This is a genomic window from Candidatus Enterococcus murrayae (genome assembly GCF_017315985.1).
Classification (GTDB): domain Bacteria; phylum Bacillota; class Bacilli; order Lactobacillales; family Enterococcaceae; genus Enterococcus_A; species Enterococcus_A murrayae.
The window spans coordinates 263,895-281,241 of the sequence record NZ_JAFLVR010000020.1; the positions used below are offsets into that span (position 1 = coordinate 263,895).

Annotated in this window: 16 protein-coding genes; 1 reads left to right on the forward strand and 15 read right to left on the reverse strand. The window is 42.6% G+C overall.

Going from position 1 to position 17,347, the window contains the following annotated elements; translation table 11 throughout:
• Positions 1-5 precede the first annotated feature (5 nt).
• The 4 genes from JZO85_RS09465 to JZO85_RS09475 all read right to left on the reverse strand — a co-directional run bounded on the left by JZO85_RS09465 (position 6) and on the right by JZO85_RS09475 (position 2,680).
• Positions 6-818, reverse strand: a complete 813-nt coding sequence (locus JZO85_RS09465) for a class F sortase (protein ID WP_207108266.1) — start codon at positions 816-818, stop codon at positions 6-8.
• Positions 819-1,059: 241 nt separating this feature from the next.
• A complete protein-coding gene (locus JZO85_RS23130; RefSeq protein ID WP_242550290.1) occupies positions 1,060-1,443 on the reverse strand; it encodes a hypothetical protein in 384 nt (127 codons plus the stop codon).
• Positions 1,444-1,640: 197 nt separating this feature from the next.
• Positions 1,641-2,252, reverse strand: coding sequence for a DUF6179 domain-containing protein (locus JZO85_RS23135; RefSeq protein ID WP_242550291.1), 612 nt, complete (start codon positions 2,250-2,252; stop codon positions 1,641-1,643).
• Positions 2,252-2,680, reverse strand: a complete 429-nt coding sequence (locus JZO85_RS09475; RefSeq protein WP_207108267.1) for a DUF6323 family protein — start codon at positions 2,678-2,680, stop codon at positions 2,252-2,254. Before JZO85_RS09475 ends, JZO85_RS23135 begins: the two co-directional genes overlap by 1 nt.
• Positions 2,681-2,871: 191 nt before the next feature.
• Here JZO85_RS09475 and JZO85_RS09480 point away from each other — a divergent pair, with 191 nt between their 5' ends.
• Positions 2,872-3,030, forward strand: coding sequence for a hypothetical protein (locus JZO85_RS09480; RefSeq protein WP_207108268.1), 159 nt, complete (start codon positions 2,872-2,874; stop codon positions 3,028-3,030).
• Between the two features lie 12 nt (positions 3,031-3,042).
• On the opposite strand, the gene JZO85_RS09485 is transcribed toward JZO85_RS09480, so the two are convergent.
• The 11 genes from JZO85_RS09485 to trpB all read right to left on the reverse strand — a co-directional run bounded on the left by JZO85_RS09485 (position 3,043) and on the right by trpB (position 17,148).
• Complete coding sequence (locus tag JZO85_RS09485; protein WP_207108269.1) at positions 3,043-4,086, reverse strand: peptidylprolyl isomerase; 1,044 nt, start codon at positions 4,084-4,086, stop codon at positions 3,043-3,045.
• Positions 4,087-4,331: 245 nt separating this feature from the next.
• The gene (locus JZO85_RS09490; RefSeq protein ID WP_207108270.1) at positions 4,332-4,862 is read right to left on the reverse strand and encodes a ClbS/DfsB family four-helix bundle protein; all 531 of its coding nucleotides are present in this window, start codon (positions 4,860-4,862) and stop codon (positions 4,332-4,334) included.
• A 171-nt stretch (positions 4,863-5,033) separates the two neighbouring features.
• The gene (gene cydC, locus JZO85_RS09495; RefSeq protein ID WP_207108271.1) at positions 5,034-6,782 is read right to left on the reverse strand and encodes a thiol reductant ABC exporter subunit CydC; all 1,749 of its coding nucleotides are present in this window, start codon (positions 6,780-6,782) and stop codon (positions 5,034-5,036) included.
• The gene (gene cydD, locus JZO85_RS09500; RefSeq protein ID WP_207108272.1) at positions 6,779-8,491 is read right to left on the reverse strand and encodes a thiol reductant ABC exporter subunit CydD; all 1,713 of its coding nucleotides are present in this window, start codon (positions 8,489-8,491) and stop codon (positions 6,779-6,781) included. The genes cydC and cydD overlap by 4 nt, the downstream gene beginning before the upstream one ends.
• A 559-nt stretch (positions 8,492-9,050) precedes the next feature.
• The gene (gene cydB, locus JZO85_RS09505) at positions 9,051-10,094 is read right to left on the reverse strand and encodes a cytochrome d ubiquinol oxidase subunit II (protein WP_207108273.1); all 1,044 of its coding nucleotides are present in this window, start codon (positions 10,092-10,094) and stop codon (positions 9,051-9,053) included.
• A complete protein-coding gene (locus JZO85_RS09510) occupies positions 10,087-11,502 on the reverse strand; it encodes a cytochrome ubiquinol oxidase subunit I (RefSeq protein WP_207108274.1) in 1,416 nt (471 codons plus the stop codon). The genes cydB and JZO85_RS09510 overlap by 8 nt, the downstream gene beginning before the upstream one ends.
• Positions 11,503-11,702: 200 nt before the next feature.
• Complete coding sequence (locus JZO85_RS09515) at positions 11,703-12,596, reverse strand: diacylglycerol/lipid kinase family protein (RefSeq protein WP_207108275.1); 894 nt, start codon at positions 12,594-12,596, stop codon at positions 11,703-11,705.
• A gap of 528 nt (positions 12,597-13,124) precedes the next feature.
• Complete coding sequence (locus JZO85_RS09520) at positions 13,125-13,508, reverse strand: hypothetical protein (RefSeq protein ID WP_207108276.1); 384 nt, start codon at positions 13,506-13,508, stop codon at positions 13,125-13,127.
• A gap of 217 nt (positions 13,509-13,725) precedes the next feature.
• Positions 13,726-15,132 (reverse strand): C69 family dipeptidase, encoded by a 1,407-nt coding sequence (locus tag JZO85_RS09525; protein WP_207108277.1) that lies wholly within the window; start codon positions 15,130-15,132, stop codon positions 13,726-13,728.
• A 70-nt stretch (positions 15,133-15,202) separates the two neighbouring features.
• Positions 15,203-15,958, reverse strand: coding sequence for a tryptophan synthase subunit alpha (gene trpA / locus JZO85_RS09530; protein WP_207108278.1), 756 nt, complete (start codon positions 15,956-15,958; stop codon positions 15,203-15,205).
• The gene (gene trpB / locus JZO85_RS09535) at positions 15,955-17,148 is read right to left on the reverse strand and encodes a tryptophan synthase subunit beta (RefSeq protein ID WP_207108279.1); all 1,194 of its coding nucleotides are present in this window, start codon (positions 17,146-17,148) and stop codon (positions 15,955-15,957) included. The genes trpA and trpB overlap by 4 nt, the downstream gene beginning before the upstream one ends.
• Positions 17,149-17,347: the final 199 nt, after the last annotated feature.

The window sequence follows — 17,347 nt, forward strand, 5'->3', positions numbered from 1 at the left end:
ATTTTTTATTTATTGGCAAAAACAATTAAATTGTAATCGTCGTTGATACAGGTTTGTAAAGTAATCCGTTCACCGCCATCTGTGCCGGTTATCTGTTCCCAATAATCCGTGCCGTCTGCGGCAACTCCAGAATCATCTACTGTCACAATTTGTGAAACAGTATAAGAAGTTACATTATTTGAACCGTCTGATACCTCAACTGTTGCTCCGGTCCCTAATGAAAACAACACATTAAAGATACCTGGATTGTGACCGATGAAATGAGTATTTGCTCCATCATTTCCTGATTGGACAGTTGCTCCTCCCCATGTTGCTACTTGGTTTGGATTGGCATCAATCGTTGCTTGCCCGCTCCCTTGACCAGCGTTAGCGTAAGGAATAAATTGTCCGTTTATCTTTAATTGATCTGGTTGAATAGCAGTTGGTGCTGGCTTGGCAGCGTTTTGTGCTTCTTCCGGTGCCGCTACTTCATTTGTCGGTTCTGCCTCATTTATCGTTGGTTCAGGCCGGCTGTTTGTTTCGGCCGGAACTGCCGCCTCTGCTGCTGGGGCTGTCTCCGTAGTTGAAGAGTCCACAGGAGCCTGGCTTGATTCACTTGTTGCAGTTGAGCTTGATTGACTCACTGAAGCTGCCGTTGAAGCTTCAGTTGATTTTTTCGTTGCAGCTTCAGATTTTTTCGTTTCCTTCGTTGCCGTTTCTTTCACTGATGTTTGATCCGTTGTACTTGGTGAACTCGCCTGCGAGTCTGCCAATACCGATGCGGCACCAGTCGTAACAAAAAGTGCGGCGATTACAATAAATTTTAAATAGGTACTCATTTCCATTTCCTCCTAAGCGAAAAGCGGGTTGCTATTTGCCTACAAAGTAATGGAAAAACGGCTAAATCCCTTGAATACTGCTCATGAAATAACGATCGATATTATTTTCAGTTGCCAGAAGTTGGTCATTTAACAGGTTTTTACGCAATAATTTCATAACTTTCCATTTTAGGAACAAAACTGGTCGAGCAAATTATTAGGGAATTTATTAATTATGACGTATTTACCTGTCAAAAACACACTAGGTAAAATCGTGAGGAACTAGTTGATACTCATTAATAGTATCAAAAAGGCAATCACTCTCTTGTTTCTCCAAAGTCTTTATATAATCTTTAAAAAGACTCAAAACCTCAGAACCCCCCTTCGTACCAATGATTTCCGCATGATTTGTAAAGCCATATTTATTCGCTAAATACAATAAAAGAGTCTTTATAAAGTCTTTGTTAAAGTTTTCAAAAAGACTTTTATAAAACTCCGAGTTTTCTTCAGTGCTTTCCAAGTATTCTTCAAAATCTGCTGGAGCGGAAATTTCACTCGTAATTAACCGAAGCTTTTCCTGCTCATCCGCCACAGAATAGACTTCCAGTAACTGATTAAAGGCACTAGTTGACATCGTGGAGGGCAATTCTAATTGCTTCTTCCTAGTCTGCTCTATTACGAAGAAGTGAACGGCGCTCTCAGGCTCGAGTAGCTGACAGATTATTACCTGAGATCGAAGGAACACACGTCTGTAATAATCATTTTGCTGAAAAAGAGGCTCCAGCTCAGGAAAGTTTTTTTGACTTTTGATTTTTCTTAAAACATAGTGCGCTTCGATCTGATTTAGCACGAGTGTATGGATGGTCTTTTTCCCCCCAAAAGCAGTTTGCCGATCATTTGCTTAAAGACAATGTCAAAAAGATTATTCACATCCTTGCGATAGTCAAAGCCTAATTCCTGCTGATAGACATTTAGAAGCTCGTGTATGTGAGCTTCAGGAATATTCTTGATGAAGAAAGTCTCAGCTGCTAGGTTATGCAGATAACGTTCATAAAAATCGATTCCCACAAAATCAGTTGTTACGGCCTCAGCAAGCTGATAATCTAGAAACGCCTGATCCACTTCTGCGGCAGCATACTCAATATCATAGGTCGAGAAGAAATTTCCGATCTCGTTTAAGCTTTCCTCTAAGGATTCGATTCCAAAGCTTTGATAGTTATCCTGAATTTCTTGGTAAAGATTTTGGAGGTTTCTTAGTCGACGCCGTAACCGCTCTTGCCCCTGCATAAAACGCTGTGGCAGAGTCCCCTCCTCACCATTGGCTAATACAAATTCGATGGACTGCTGGATTCTTTCCGCCTGATCGATAGGTATGACACTTGTGCCGCTTAACCGCGCTTGCAGCTTCTCCATAAAAAAGGGGTAGAATGCCGGATCAAATAATTCGTTTTTCATCACTTTTCCTCCCAATCTGGAAAATCTTCAAATGAGCCTTGCAGCATTTCTAGATCTCCCTGATACTCTTGATAGCGCTCTTGGATTTCTTCCAGAATCTCCTGATCAGTCACCTGACCTGAATGATGCGCTCGCAAATAATAAAAGATTGCTTGGCAGACGCTGAGATGCTCTAGGTAGTCACTTTTATAGAAAAGCGGCTCAGATACTAAAAAGTGGGCAATAGTATGCGTATTCTGCCAGCTAAAATCAAGCAGATGATGCTCCGTAAAAAGCTGGTTTCGTTCTTCAGCAATCTCAGAAAAATCTGCTACGGACAATTGAAAGTTCTTATGTTTTGCTTGAAGCTCCTGATTGATCACTGCCCGCGGATTGGCTTTTTGCTGCGTCAAAAACTGGTTAAATAACGTCAAATCAAATCGTGCCATTGACTTTCCCTCCTCATTCAAAGACTTAATAGCACAATCCTGTTTAAAAGACAATCTTGAAATTATCCTCAAAATATGTTATTATGAATAGAGTTAGGGAAGCTTATTTAATCATTCCTTAACTTTTTTTATTAGGAAAAACCGAAGTGAAGGATAATCGAACTTTCTTAAAATAACTAAGGGAGCCTTTTATGGTCTTTTTTACGTTTCTCTATTTATTAATCGCCGCTTTTGTCATTTGGGTTTGGCAGCCGCCTGCGATACCGCGGCTGATTCTTTTGCTGCTGCTGATTTTGATTTACTTATGGACTTCGAAGCGTTCCAGGCCCACAAAAAATAGCAAAAATTAAAAGCAAGTCAGATTAACTCTGACTTGCTTTTTTGAACGTGATCTTTTGAATTCTAATTGGATTTAAAGGTGCGTCCTCTTCATTGGTCACTTGATCGGCAATTTCTCGTACGACGGCCATTCCTTCAATCACCTGGCCAAAAACAGTATAGCGGCCGTCCAGCTCAGGAATTCCTCCGACTGCCTCATAATGCGAGCGAACCTTTAGCGGTAGATTCATACGATACAGCTGCTCTTGATCAACATGATTTCGCTCCACGATATAGAATTGATTGCCATTGGTGTTGGGACCATGATTGCCGAGACACACTGCGCCATCGAAGTGGTACAGTCCTTCATCCACCTCATCTTCAAAATAGCCCCCATAAATTGATTCTGCCTCATTTCCTGAACCGTCTAAAGCCCCACCTTGAATCACAAAATCTTTGATTACCCGCGCAAAGGGCGTGCCATCATAGAAGCCTTGCTTTGCTAATCCGCGCCAATTTTTTACCGCTTTCGGAGCGTCCTGCTGGAATAGCCGCATGGTAATTGTTCCTGCATCCGTTTCTATCTGGCAAAGCTCCTCATGGGGGCGAATCGGTGTTAGCTGCAGTAAATATTGATTGGGATACTTGATCCCTCGATCTTGCTGAACGACCTTTTGGATATACCACTCTAATTTTTCGCCGACGTTTAAACGAGCGACTTTGATCAAGTAGGTATATTCTTTTTTTGCTGTCGCCACACGATACGAGATAAGCCCCCGCAAATTATTGTCGCTGTTTCCCTTTACCTTAAATAAAGACAGAAAATGTGTTTCTAAAAACGTTAACTCTTGTCCCTTTAAAGGATTGAAGTGTTTTCCTTCCTTCCCCAAAAAGAAAGAGCCGATCCCCTCTTCGTCTCCAGTCGCCAGCTCTTCAGTAAAGCTCTGCATACGCTCCTTGATCTCCTGCTCATCCCAATGACGGGGAATCAAGTGCTTCCTGACAGGCTCAGCTTCCAGCTTCTTTTTGACTACGATCGCCGCAGCTCCAAGAATCCCTGCGGCCAAAATCCCCTTGCTCTTTTTCATGTTCTGCCTCCACCCTGAATTTTTCCTAATTGTACCAGAAAAATACCTGCTCAGTCATTCGTACCAATAATCCATAAGCTTTTTTGGCGAATGTTAATGGTTAGAAATAGAATAGCTGAGTGAAAAGTTTTAATGTCATTTTGAAAAAAACTTAACAAAAGGAAAGCGAACACGCAAAATACCTTCGTAATCCTCGTATTTTGCGTGTTCGACTTTCTCTTAGCTGGTGAAGCCGTCCTATTCAATTATAAGGATTTCTTGAACTTTCTAATTTTCTTAGCCGCCCAATCATAGTGGCTTGAGGTGGATGAAACAAAGTAGCTGCCTAAAGTACTGCCGCCAACCCATGGAAATTGACCTTTCGAGAACAGTTCATCATTAGAAAAATCCTCGGCCAGCGTGATTACCTGCTGATGGCTTGCTGCTAAAAGCGCCAACGCTTTTTCATAGCTGGTCGTTTGATGCTTCTCCCAAAATTCATTATTCATCGCTCCGTAGCTCTTCCAATTATAGCCCTCCTTTAGAAATTGCTGCTGCTTGCCCTGCTGATTTGCCTCCACCCAATTCAGCAATAATTGATGCCATTCATACAAGTGGATCAAAACATCGCGCAAATTTTTGTCTCGTTGCCAATGAGCCTGCTTTTCGTTTTCGACATCAAAGGTAAATGTCGTATCCAGCTCCTCTTTTGGAAGCGAATCTAGCAGATCCGTCATTTTCTTGTAGCCGTCGTTCGCTGCCTGAATCAAATCATGTTTTGTTGTTGGTCTTGCCATTGTAAGTTCCTCCTCATAGCTCTTTCTTTAAGACTAGTATGGACCAACACGTAACGTGGGAGTCAAGAAAAAACGAAAAAAATTTGTGCTTTTCTTTTGCTCGTGTTCTAGAGAGAAGTTCAGCTAAAATAAAAAGACCTCTTTCAGCGTTTAACTGAAGAGGTCTTGAACTTAACTAATCCCTTTGTCGATCTGTTTCAATCGTCGATAATGGGCGTTGGTTTGCTCTAATTCACTCGGGCTGCCCTGCATCGTCAAGCGGCCATCCTCAATGAAGATAACCTTATCCATCGCATCAATTCCTTGCAAATGATGGGTGATCCAAATAACGGTCTTGCCCTGAAGCTCATGAAAAAAGGTATTAATCAAGGCCTGCTCTGTCACTGGATCAAGCCCAACAGTTGGCTCATCCAGTAAAATGATCGGTGCTTCCTGCAGCAAGATTCGAGCTAACGCCAGTCTCTGACGTTCCCCTCCAGAAAAACGCAAGCCAGCTTCATCCACCATCGTTTCTAAGCCTGCCGGCAATCCTTCAACCAATTCTTTCAATCCGACGCGAGTCACCACCTGCCATAGTTCCTCTTCTGTGGCGGACTCATTTCCAATCCGCAGATTGTTCGCAATTGTCGTATGGAATAAATAAGGCGTTTGATGGATAACCCCGAGAGCGTTACTGATCTCATCACCAAACGTGTACGTATCCACTCCATTTAACGTAATTGCCCCTTCAGTTGCCCGCAGATCGCCGCGAATCAAATTAGCCAACGTACTCTTACCTGAGCCGCTGCGCCCCAATATCGCGATTTTTTCGCCAGGCTGCAACGTCAGGTCAATCCCCACTAAAACCTCTTTTGAACTTTCAGGATAATGGTAATGCACCTGATCAATCTTTAAGGTCAATGGGCCAGAAATTTCTGGCGCAACAGTTGAAGCTGTGTGAAGCGCCGGCAACTCATTTAGGTTCTTGATAGAATCTTGATAGCTATTCGTTTCTTGGGCTGCGGCTGGCAGCGGAGCAAACGCATCTATCAATGGAAAGACCGATAGAACAAATGCCGCGATCCAATTTGCGGCTCCCCCATGATTTCCGGGAAACCGTTGACTTGTCCATAGCAACAAGGCGATCGTAATCACGCCAAACATTAACTGCAGCAGGAAATTGCGTTTTCGCTGGAAGCTTTGGAGCTTGCGATTGACTTCTCGCAGGGCTTCTTCGGATTCTTCATGGTGGTTCACATAATCCTGCCCCCGTTGACTAAAGATCCAATCAGACACGCCTAGCACATTATCCGTCAAGTCGCTGTACAATTGATTCTTCATCTGCTTTTGCTGTTCTTGTCGTGCGCCATTGATAATCACCGACCAGAGCGGCAGCAAAAACACTACGATACCAAGCAGCAGCAGCATCGCCAACGCGAAAAACGGTGAAAAGTACCCAATTCCGATAATCACAAAGACATAAAGCAGCCATGCAATAATCGTTGGAAAAATCGTCCGCAGATATAAGTTCTGAATGTGGTTGATATCCTCAGAAAGCAGCCCGAGAATATCTCCCGTTCGATGATTCTGTTTAAAGAAGATCGCGTCCTGCTCCAATGAATCATAGAGCTTCACCCGTAAATTCGACGTCATTTTCAGGACCCAGTTATGACTGACTAGTCGCTCAACATAGCGAAAGACCGGTCGACCAATCCCGAATGCCCTTGTTAAAACGATTGGAATATAAATCAGTAAAATATTTTCTGGCAAGGAAGCCGCGCGGCTAATTAAGTAGCCGGAATTGAACATCAGGGCGCCGGCGCAGAAAAAGGTAATGAACCCTAAGGTCAAAGCAAGGATCAGCGATTTCCTATATTTCTTGAAAAATGGTTTGACCCACTCGTCTGTTTTTAAGACTTGAAATAACCCGATTCGATTCATGCTTCATCACCTCTCAATGCACGACTCAAAGTTGTAAAGGCCCCATTTTTTTGTTTCAGTTCCTCCAATGTTCCCTGTTCCACCAGCCTGCCATGATCCATGACCAGCAGGTAATCCATTTCCTCCAGCCAATGAAGCCGATGAGTCGCAAAGAAGACTAAATGATCCGCCATCAGCGGCAGCATTCGCTCCTTTAATTCAACCTCTGTCTCAATATCCAAGTGAGCAGTCGGCTCATCAAATAGTAAAACCTTCCGTTCCTGATCTAAGAAGGCGCGAGCCAATGCGATGCGCTGAGCTTGTCCACCACTTAACGCCCGGGCACCTTCTCCTAGTTTTGTGTCCAAACCATCCGGTAATTCCTTTACCAGCTCCGTCAAACCAGTGACCTCAATGGCCTTCACGATTTCCTCATCAGTGGCCTGTGGATGATAAAAGGCGATGTTTTCACGAACCGAACGTTGGAAAATATAAGGATTTTGCGGAATATAGATCAATTGCTCCTGCCAATGAGGCTGATCAAAAGCGCTCATTGCTTGTTCATTTAAGCGGATTTGACCTTCATCAGGACGCAAGAAACCACTTAAAAGATTGATTAATGTAGATTTTCCTGAGCCGCTCATGCCGATGATCCCGATTTTTTTATAGCCTTGAACGGTAAAATCCGCTTCTGCTCCAAGCTTATCCGCATAATTATAGCGCATGCTCACATCAAGTCGGCTATCCGCTGACCACGTTGGTAATTGGAGCGCTGCATCCTGACTCTCCGGCAGCTTCAAGATTTGATTCACATCGTCCATTGCATTTTTCCCATCCAATGTCGCATGATAATCACTTGAAAAATCACGAATTGGTAAGAAATACTCTGGTGCCAAAATCAAGACAGTCAACGCCGGAAACAGAAAAATGACCTCATTAATCAGGCGTAATCCCAACAGAACTGCCACCACTGCCACCGACAGTGTCGTAAAGAAATCCAACGCAAAAGTCGAGAGGATCGCGATCTTCAATGTACTCATCGTCGCTTTGCGGAAGCGTTCACTGGTCGTGAAGATACTTTTGCTGTATTGCTTGCTGATACCAAAAAACTTTAACGTATCGATTCCACGGAGAGAATCAATGAAGTGGTTCGACAAAAGTTGAAAAACCTTGTATTGCTTGTCCGCCTTGCTTTGAGCCGCATAGCCCAAGATGATCATAAAAATAATGATCAGCGGAAAGACGATCAATAGAACCACACCCGATTCCCAGTCTAAAAGAAAAATCGCGACTAATAAAATCCACGGGATAATCATCATATTCAACATTTTTGGTAAAATCAGATGCAAGTATTCTTCTACTTGATTAATTCCATCCAAGGCCGTCGTTACTACGCTCCCCGTCCCCTGCTTTTGCACGACTTGCGGTCCCAAACGAAAAATCTTCCGCAGCAGCTGACTGCGTAAATCTTTGGCCTGCTGGTAAGCATACTCTTCCAACACCTGCTCCCGCACATACGTCATCAAATGCCGCAGCGCAAAAGATACGAAGAACAGCAGTATCCAGTTAAATTGATTGCTTACTCCTTCTCCGTTCCATAAGTGAGTAATCGTCATAGATAATCCATACGCTTGCCCAATTATAAAGATTGCTTGCAGGACAGCAGATCCTGCAAGCAACATCAGAATTTTCTTGATACCGGGAAGTTGTAATAACTTCTTGTCGATCATGGTTGAACTCCTAATTCCTTAATAATGTAGTCATTTTTCTAAAAACACGAAAAATGAAACCGATTGTCATCACGCATACCATCCAACTAGTTCATTGCGCTTTTTTCTACTCAGCTACTATTTATATAGTGTTACACCTTGTAAACTGGGAAAAGTTGGACTGGCATCCTAATTCCTTAATAATGTATTCATTTTTCTAAAATACGAAAAATGAGACCGATTGTCATCACGCATACCATCCAACTAGTTCATTGCGCTTTTTTCTACTCAGCTACTATTTGTATAGTGTTACACCTTGTAAACTGGGAAAAGTTGGACTGGCATCCTAATTCCTTAATAATGTAGTCATTTTTCTAAAACACGAAAAATGAGACTGATTGTCATCACGCATACCATCCAACTAGTTCGTTGCGCTTTTTTTCTACTCAGCTACTATTTGTATAGTGTTACACCTTGTAAACTGGGAAAAGTTGGACTGGCATCCTAATTCCTTAATAATGTAGTCATTTTTCTAAAAACACGAAAAATGAGACTGATTGTCATCACGCATACCATCCAACTAGTTCATTGCGCTTTTTTCACTACTAAAAGCTGGACTGGTAATTTCATGCGGATGCTTGATCCGTTTACGGAAAATGTAGTAGGTCCATGCTGTATAAGCCAATACGAACGGTAAGATCGTCAATGAAATATAGGACATGATCTTTAAGGTGTACGGGCTTGATGACGCATTTTCGATCAATAGATCATTGCCTGGGATCGAGCTGATCAATACCCGTGGGAACAATCCGCTAAACAATAATGCTACCAGAGCAATCAAGGTTAAGCCGCTAGTGATAAACGCCAGCATCTCCTTGTTCCTAAAGACAGAAACATTTGCGATCACCGTCAGTAAAACAATCACCGCTAATAAAATCAAAGTAACTGCAAAGTTGTTTTGGAAGAAGTCCGTTTTGAAATACATCAATACAGCAAATACGACTAAACCGACGTACAGTACGCCATAAAAGAACTGTGCGTAATTTTTCGCTCGGTAACGAATCGGTCCTTCCGTGCGCAATGAAATGTAGTTCAACCCATGCAGGTAGCATAATAAAGTCAATGCTATACCGCCGACGATTGAATACAAATTGATGTAATCTGTAAAGGTCGCCATCATATTATGATTGGCATCCAGCGGCATCCCTTGAATCATACTAATGAACAAAACACCGAAAAAGAAAGGCACAAGAAAGCTGCCGATGCTCAATGTCCAGTTCCATAGCTGTTTACGTTCCTTCGGCATGCTGGCACGAAACTCAAAGGAAACTCCGCGAATGATCAAACCAAATAAAATAATAAACAGGATCAAGTAATAGCCGCTAAACAACGAGGCATACCAATACGGAAACGAAGCGAACATCGCACCGCCTGCCGTCAACAGCCAAACCTCATTGCCATCCCAAACGGGTCCGATCGTTTGTACGATTTGGTCTTTTTCATGCTCGTCATGGGCTAAGGTTTGTACCGACATCCCTACACCGAAATCAAAGCCTTCTAAAAAGAAGAAGCCGGAAAATAGGACGCCGATCAATAAGAACCATAATAATTGTAAACTACTCATGAGAGAACGCCCCCTTGTCAAAAGGATCGATCGAATCAGAATCTTCATTGATTTGATCCAATTCAGGCCCTTTGTTTAATTCACGTTTGACTAAATAAATCATCGTTACCGCTAAACCTGAGAACAATAAGAAATAAACGATATTTGAAATCAACAATGATGTTACCGATACATTTGGCGACACACTGTCTTCGATCGTAAACAACCCATAGACAGTCCAAGGATAACGACCTAATTCAGTCACCAGCCATCCAGCGGTATTTGCCAAAAACGGCGCAAAGGTACAAAGACCCATCACCCAAAGCATCCAGCGTTTTTCGTAAAGAATCGGCTTCTTCTTACGCGTGAAGAACAAGCCAAGAATCGCCACCAATAGCATTAACATACCAAAGCCGGCCATAATCCGGAAGTTCCAGAACAAGACATTCACTGGCGGATAATAATTTCGATCCCCGTATTTTTTGACTAATTCCTTATTGACCGTATCCATCCCTTTGATGGAGCCTGAAGGCTTGTTATAGGAAAGAATACTTAACATGTAAGGGATTTGCACACCAAATACTTGCTTATGCTCCCGTTCATTGTCCCATGCGATCAAGGTCCAAGCTGCTGGATCCCCTGTATCTTCATAGGTTCCTTCCATCGCCGCAAATTTCATCGGCTGGCCTTCAATCAACGCTTTCATTTGCGCATCACCGGCGCCTAAAACCATGATCGAGCCAAATAAAGTAATCACAAGGCCGATCCGCATTGATTTCATGAAAAATTCCCGCATCTGAGGTTCCCTGCGTTTTAACAATTGGAATGCTGCAAGTCCTGCCGCAATCATTCCGCCCATCGTGATCGCTGCTGCGATTACGTGACCAAACTCATACCAGACTTTTGGATTTGCGATCACCGCACCAAAATTAGTCATTTCTGCTCGACCGTTACGAAGGGCGTAGCCGACTGGATGCTGCATAAAACTATTTGCTGCTAAAATCCAGAAAGCTGATAACATCGAAGCTATGGTAACTAACCAAATAAAAATGACGTGGGTGCGCGGTTTTACTCGATCCCATGTAAACATCCAGAGTCCTAAGAACGTTGACTCCATAAAGAAGGCCAATAAAGCCTCTATTGCTAACGGCGCGCCAAAAATATCACCAACGAACCGTGAATAATCTGACCAGTTCATCCCAAATTGAAATTCTTGAATGATCCCGGTCACGACGCCCACCGCAAAGCTCAATAGGAAAATATTTCCCCAAAATTTTGTCAATTGACGATATTTTTCATTTTTCGTTTTAACATATAAAGTTTCCATAATGGCAACAACCAAAACCATCCCAATTGAGAATGGTACGAAGAAAAAGTGAAAAACTGTTGTCATGGCAAATTGAAAACGGGCCAACGTCACTATATCCATTTTAATTCCTCCCCTACTATTGTGAATAACAAAACTAAAAAATAAAACCCTTTGTATAATACTATAATCCTTAAGAAATAAAATGCCAAATGTTCAGCTTAAGCGCTTTTTATTTCTGAATTTTGAAAAAAGAGGAAAATAACTATTTACGCCAAAAAATAGCCCCTTGATCACTAAGACCAAGCGGCTATTAGAATAAACTATTCCGCGCCAGAATAAACTTCGAGATGCTGCGGCAATACTTTAAAGCGCAGCGGCAGCTCCGGACCTTCATCACCATCGACACTCGGATGCAGCTCCGCATCCTCCTTCACCGTCAAACGCCCTTCCTTAAAAGGGGTATAGCCGATCGTTTCAGTCGATTGATCCACGCCTTTGATAATCTCAGGTACACTTTTTAGCCGATCTGTGATGCTTTGATCTTTTAAATAGAGCAAATACAATTGACCATCATTGTTCTCTGCCTCAGGAACGATATGGGTAAATCCGCCAATCGTACGTGTCAGTACGATGACGACTGCACTGCTTTCAATCTCTGTTTTCTCGCCATCGATTTCTAAAGTAAAATGATAATTTTCGTCGTTAAAGACTTCCTTTATACCATTCACGAAATACGCCAACTTGCCGAACTTCGTCTTCTCTTCAACATCCACATCGCTGATTGCTTCAGGAATACTGCCGACTGATACGATATTCATAAAATAATCGTCATTGATTTTGCCGATGTCCAAGCTTGTCTTACGTTCAATATCAAACGAAGCGATCGCTTCTGCTGGATCCATTGAGATATTCAAGGAACGCCCCAAATCATTTACCGTTCCTAGCGGGAAAAAGCCGAATTTCGGTCGATAGTCTTGCTCAGCCAACCCATTGATCGCTTCATTCACCGTGCCATCTCCGCCCATCGCAAAGACACTGTCAACTTTTTCTTCAGCAGCTTCTCGTGCAAATTTCGTCGCATCGCCGCCCTTTTCCGTTTCTCGTACTTCTACCTCGTCAAAAAAATTTTGCAATTTTTCTTGTGCTTGTTTTTCGTAGTCCTTCGCTTCTTCATTCCCAGAGCTGGGATTGACAATCAGTACTGCTTTTTTCATTGTTTCTTTTCTCCCCTTTTCGCTAACCTGGAATTCTACTTACTAAGTATTTTTTATTTCCTTTTCAGTATAACAGCCAACAGACATCTTACCTTGGGAGACGACTTATCCTGCATCAAAAATCAAGTCACGCAAAATAGCCCGGAGCCGAAAGAATCTTTTTTAATGGAAGATTCTCACAAATCAGGGTTTGTGCTATTTAAGGGAGTATTTTAGGTCTTCGTCTTAACCAACGTTGGATGTATCCATTATTTTTTAGCGATGATTGTAGTGCACTAGGTCCTTCTATTTTCACAATAAGGATGAATCGCGCAGTTTCTTCCTTATTGATAGCTTTGGCATGAACATTCTGCTACCACTTTTATTTAGCTTATTAAGTTCAGCCTCAGGTAGTTGGGAAATTAAAGCCTAGATCAGTTCCTCAGAATTTTCCGCAGATATCCTTATCCACGAATAGTTGACCTCCAATTGTTTCAGGGCAGACTCCACCTGTTCTGTCTTTTAGTAACTTTTTGACTAGACATTTCGTCAAGAACCCACTAGTCCCTGTAACGGTTCTTTGATAAATTGCGTATATAATTGCTCAAGCTTTTCAGCGATAAGGGTTTTGATCGAACGCAAACGCAGCGTTAATAGCCGCCACTCTTTTGCGTCAAAATATTCTTCAAAATAGATATAGTAGCGACGCAAAGCACGTGTCGATTTTGTTTTTAAAAATAGATGACGGACTAATTCCTTTAAGAAATAGGAAAAATCTGCATCACACAGCTCATCTCTCACCTGAAGCGCTATCATAATTTTGACAATCTTATTCTCATCGTGAGTTTCTTCGTAATACGCCATCAGACGTTTTTCAAGTGTTTTTCTTTTTAGGGTAAATATCTGGTTAGCTGTCAAATGTAATTCTGTCATGCTGCCGCCTCCTTTTTGTATTTGCTTGTGACCACGATTAAACGATACTCCAGGTAAAGATTCAAAGTCAATCAGTCATCGATTATTGGAGAAATATGTCGTAAATCTGTGACATTTTTCGACAATTTTTTAGAACTACGCAAAGGATTTGGCAAACTAGGCGCAAAAAAAGGAAGCTTGCGATTTCGCAAAAGCTTCCTTTCAGATTTAACATTCTTTAGTCGTTTAAATTGTAGCGTAATTTCATGTGTTCAGAACCAGAGATGACCATATCGCCAAATAGCTTGGTTTGACGTTTCAAGGATTCGTCTGCTAATTTTTCATTCGCAGCTTCCAGGTATTTTTGGACATCTGTTTGATCATTCACGGCTTTATCGGTTTCGTTTTGAATGCCGCGATAAACGGACATTGCTTCTAATTCGAAGGTATTACGGAAATCAACATAGAAATTGTAATCCGTATCACCCAGCAGTGCAGTTGCACAGCTCAACCAGTACATATTATTCAAATCAAAAGTACCTGTCGCATCCTTGTAGCATGCCGGTGTATCGTTAACGTTTGAGTAGAACGGTACCACTGTATTGAAGGTATTCGCACCATAGGCTAACCAATGAACGCCGGCGATTTCTGCTGGCACATTGTTGCGGATTTGCAAAATATGCACATTGTGGTTCCGATTGATTCCGATAGGACGGATCAATGTTTTTTCTGCTTCTGTACCATCCCCATAAGGATCGTATTTCGTATTTTCAAAGTGAGAACTTAAAACAAATTTGACATCTTCGATCGAGATTTTGCGGTTCGCACGACAGATGAATGGCAAATCCTGATCCATTGGGTCTTGTTCTACTTCGGGCGTGAAATATTTTTGACCATACCAAGCCCGAGGATTATTATAAACCGTATCTTTAATAGAAGAGCTTCCGAAAATGTGACGCAGGTTGTAGCCTTCAAAATCAGGATTCAAATGATTTTCTTCGATCAGCGCTTTTAGATCGTCGGAGCAAAGGGTATCTGCTGAATCAAAATCAAAGTCATCAATGTTCATGCGGTTTGGCGCAACAACATACGCATCGTCTGGAATCCGAACCGCCGCCCAATGATGCCCGCCGATTGTTTCCAACCACCAAACTTCGTCTTGATCAGAAAAGGCGATGCCGTTTGGCTCATAGGTCCCGTATTCTGTTAATAAAGAACCTAAGCGTTCAACCCCTTCTTTTGCACTGTGAATATAAGGTAATACCAAAGTAACGATATCTTCTTCACCGATGCCGCCTTCAACATACGGATCAAGCCCTTGAATCCGCGGATTTGTCGTGATCGTTTCTGTTGCGGACATTGCAACATTTTCACTGTTGATTCCGGCAGCTGGCCAAATACCGTTGGTTAAAATGGAGTTTGGCATAGAAGTGTAGCGCAATGGATTATCAGGCAAGTCGACTTTTACGCCGCTGATTACAGCTTGATACTGTCTTGGCTGATCTTCTGGTTGAACTACCACAAAACGTTGTGGGTCTAAAGCTTCATGCCCATCATCGTTCCTTGAAATAATAGTTGAGCCATCAATTGATGCTTTCTTTCCGACTAGTACAGTGGTACATGAACCTTTTACTCTTTTTGTCATACTTGAAACACTCTCCCTTTTCATGGTAACTCAAGTATAACGCTAAAAAAATGAAACACCAAATGAAATCCTAGCGAAAGATTTCCGCCACCAGTTCACCCGTTTTTTCCGTTCCTTGCTGCTCTAGTGAACGCACGATTTTTGAACCGATCACTACACCATCGCAGACCTGTTGGAAGCTTTTAACATGCTCACTAGTAGAGATACCGAAGCCCGCTAAAACCGGGATATCACTAACAGCCTTGACTTTCGCTAAGTGCTCCAGCAAATCCTTACGAAAGTTTTGATCCGTCCCAGTGATTCCGTTGACAGTAACCGCATAAATAAACCCTTCCGCCTCTGCCGTCAGCTGCTCGATCCGCTCAGCCGGACTCGTCAATGAAACTAATGTTAATAATGCTTTATCTCCTAAATCTGGCAGCACCAAATCGCGATGCTCATAAGGCAAATCAGGAATAATAAAGCCTTGGACATCCGTTTCCTGCAGGTCTTTGACTAATTCTTTGATGCCATAATGGAAGAAAGAATTGCTGTAGCCCATCAAGATCAATGGAACGTCTGAATGAATTTCCTGCAAAACCGCAATCAGCTTTTTCAGAGTAACCTGCTGAGCAAAAGCGCGTAAGCCAGCCGCTTGAATCGTTGGTCCATCTGCCACAGGATCAGAAAAGGGAACGCCCAGCTCAATAGCTGCAGCTCCTTGTTCTGCCAGCATCGCGATCTCTTCTTCTAATTTATCCAGACCTTGGGCGCCCGCCATGATATAGGGCACAAATAATTTTTCTGTTTCTGCTTTGTTTTTTAACGTTTGCGTCAATGGTTTCATTTTGCTGCCTCCATTCGTTCTTTGATTTGCTGGACATCCTTATCCCCGCGTCCTGAAAGATTCATCACGAGTATTTGGTCCTTTTTCATCGTTGGCGCTAGTTTTATGACTTGGGCTAAGGCATGAGAACTTTCCAGTGCCGGGATGATGCCTTCCATTCGTGAAAGATAATGGAAGGCAGCGACTGCCTCTTCATCAGTGATGGCCGCATATTCCGCCCGACCAATAGCGTGCAGAAAGGAATGCTCCGGCCCGATTCCCGGATAATCAAGCCCTGCCGAGATCGAGAAGGCCTCTTGCACCTGGCCATCATCGTCTTGCAGCAGATGCATCTTAGCACCATGTAAAATACCCACACTGCCTTTATTAATAGAAGCCGCATGCTCTTCTGTATCCAAGCCATGTCCGGAAGCTTCGACCCCCATCAAACGAACCTCTTCGTCTTCAATAAACGGATAAAACATGCCCATCGCATTGCTTCCGCCGCCAACACACGCCATTACCAAATCAGGCAGGCGACCTTCTGCTTCTAAGATTTGTCTGCGAGTCTCAATCCCGATCACGCTTTGGTAATCCCGAACGATCTCAGGAAACGGATGCGGACCTAGCACTGATCCCATCACATAATGGGTATCTTCTACAGTTGCGACCCAATAGCGTAATGCCTCGTTCACAGCATCCTTCAATGTTTTACTACCAGAAGTGACGCTTTCAACCTTCGCGCCTAAAAGCTCCATCCGAAAGACATTCAACGCCTGACGCTTCACGTCAATCTCACCCATAAAAATCGTACATTCCATACCGAAAAGTGCTGCAGCCGTCGCCGTTGCTACTCCATGCTGACCAGCTCCAGTTTCAGCAACAACCTTTCTTTTGCCCATTTTTTTCGCCAGCAGTACTTGTCCTAACGCATTGTTGATCTTATGTGCCCCCGTGTGGTTTAAATCTTCCCGCTTCAAGTAAACCTTGGCCCCACCTAAATCATTGGTCAAACGTTCCGCAAAATAAAGCGGATTTTCACGCCCAACATATTGTTTTAAATAATAAGTTAGCTCCTTCTGAAATTCCAAGTCTTGCTTCGATTCCTCATAGGTCGCTTCTAATTCCTGAATAGCGTACATTAAAGTCTCTGGTACAAACTTCCCGCCATATTCCCCATAAAAGCCTGCTTTATTAGGTACTTGATACATGAAACCACTCCTCGTTCATAGTATTGTATTCATTTTTTATAAAAAATGAGTTTGTTCTTCTCCCCGTATATCATTCCACTAAACGTTTTGAACGCTATCTGTCTTTACTTAATTTTGTCTTTTATTGCCAAATCATACTGGGAAAAGTGGAACTGACATCCTCGTTCAATCTTTTGTATTCATTTTTTATAAAAAAATG

What these genes read in the sequence shown, in the direction of transcription:
- JZO85_RS09465 (WP_207108266.1), bottom strand. Translation starts at nt 818, where the DNA reads ATGAGTACCTATTTAAAATTTATTGTAATCGCCGCACTTTTTGTTACG.
- JZO85_RS09475 (WP_207108267.1), bottom strand. Translation starts at nt 2,680, where the DNA reads ATGGCACGATTTGATTTGACGTTATTTAACCAGTTTTTGACGCAGCAA.
- cydB (WP_207108273.1), bottom strand. Translation starts at nt 10,094, where the DNA reads ATGAGTAGTTTACAATTATTATGGTTCTTATTGATCGGCGTCCTATTT.
- cydD (WP_207108272.1), bottom strand. Translation starts at nt 8,491, where the DNA reads ATGATCGACAAGAAGTTATTACAACTTCCCGGTATCAAGAAAATTCTG.
- JZO85_RS09525 (WP_207108277.1), bottom strand. Translation starts at nt 15,132, where the DNA reads ATGACAAAAAGAGTAAAAGGTTCATGTACCACTGTACTAGTCGGAAAG.
- JZO85_RS09510 (WP_207108274.1), bottom strand. Translation starts at nt 11,502, where the DNA reads ATGGATATAGTGACGTTGGCCCGTTTTCAATTTGCCATGACAACAGTT.
- cydC (WP_207108271.1), bottom strand. Translation starts at nt 6,782, where the DNA reads ATGAATCGAATCGGGTTATTTCAAGTCTTAAAAACAGACGAGTGGGTC.
- JZO85_RS23135 (WP_242550291.1), bottom strand. Translation starts at nt 2,252, where the DNA reads ATGAAAAACGAATTATTTGATCCGGCATTCTACCCCTTTTTTATGGAG.
- trpB (WP_207108279.1), bottom strand. Translation starts at nt 17,148, where the DNA reads ATGTATCAAGTACCTAATAAAGCAGGCTTTTATGGGGAATATGGCGGG.
- JZO85_RS09515 (WP_207108275.1), bottom strand. Translation starts at nt 12,596, where the DNA reads ATGAAAAAAGCAGTACTGATTGTCAATCCCAGCTCTGGGAATGAAGAA.
- JZO85_RS09490 (WP_207108270.1), bottom strand. Translation starts at nt 4,862, where the DNA reads ATGGCAAGACCAACAACAAAACATGATTTGATTCAGGCAGCGAACGAC.
- JZO85_RS09520 (WP_207108276.1), bottom strand. Translation starts at nt 13,508, where the DNA reads ATGACAGAATTACATTTGACAGCTAACCAGATATTTACCCTAAAAAGA.
- JZO85_RS09485 (WP_207108269.1), bottom strand. Translation starts at nt 4,086, where the DNA reads ATGAAAAAGAGCAAGGGGATTTTGGCCGCAGGGATTCTTGGAGCTGCG.
- trpA (WP_207108278.1), bottom strand. Translation starts at nt 15,958, where the DNA reads ATGAAACCATTGACGCAAACGTTAAAAAACAAAGCAGAAACAGAAAAA.
- JZO85_RS09480 (WP_207108268.1), top strand. Translation starts at nt 2,872, where the DNA reads ATGGTCTTTTTTACGTTTCTCTATTTATTAATCGCCGCTTTTGTCATT.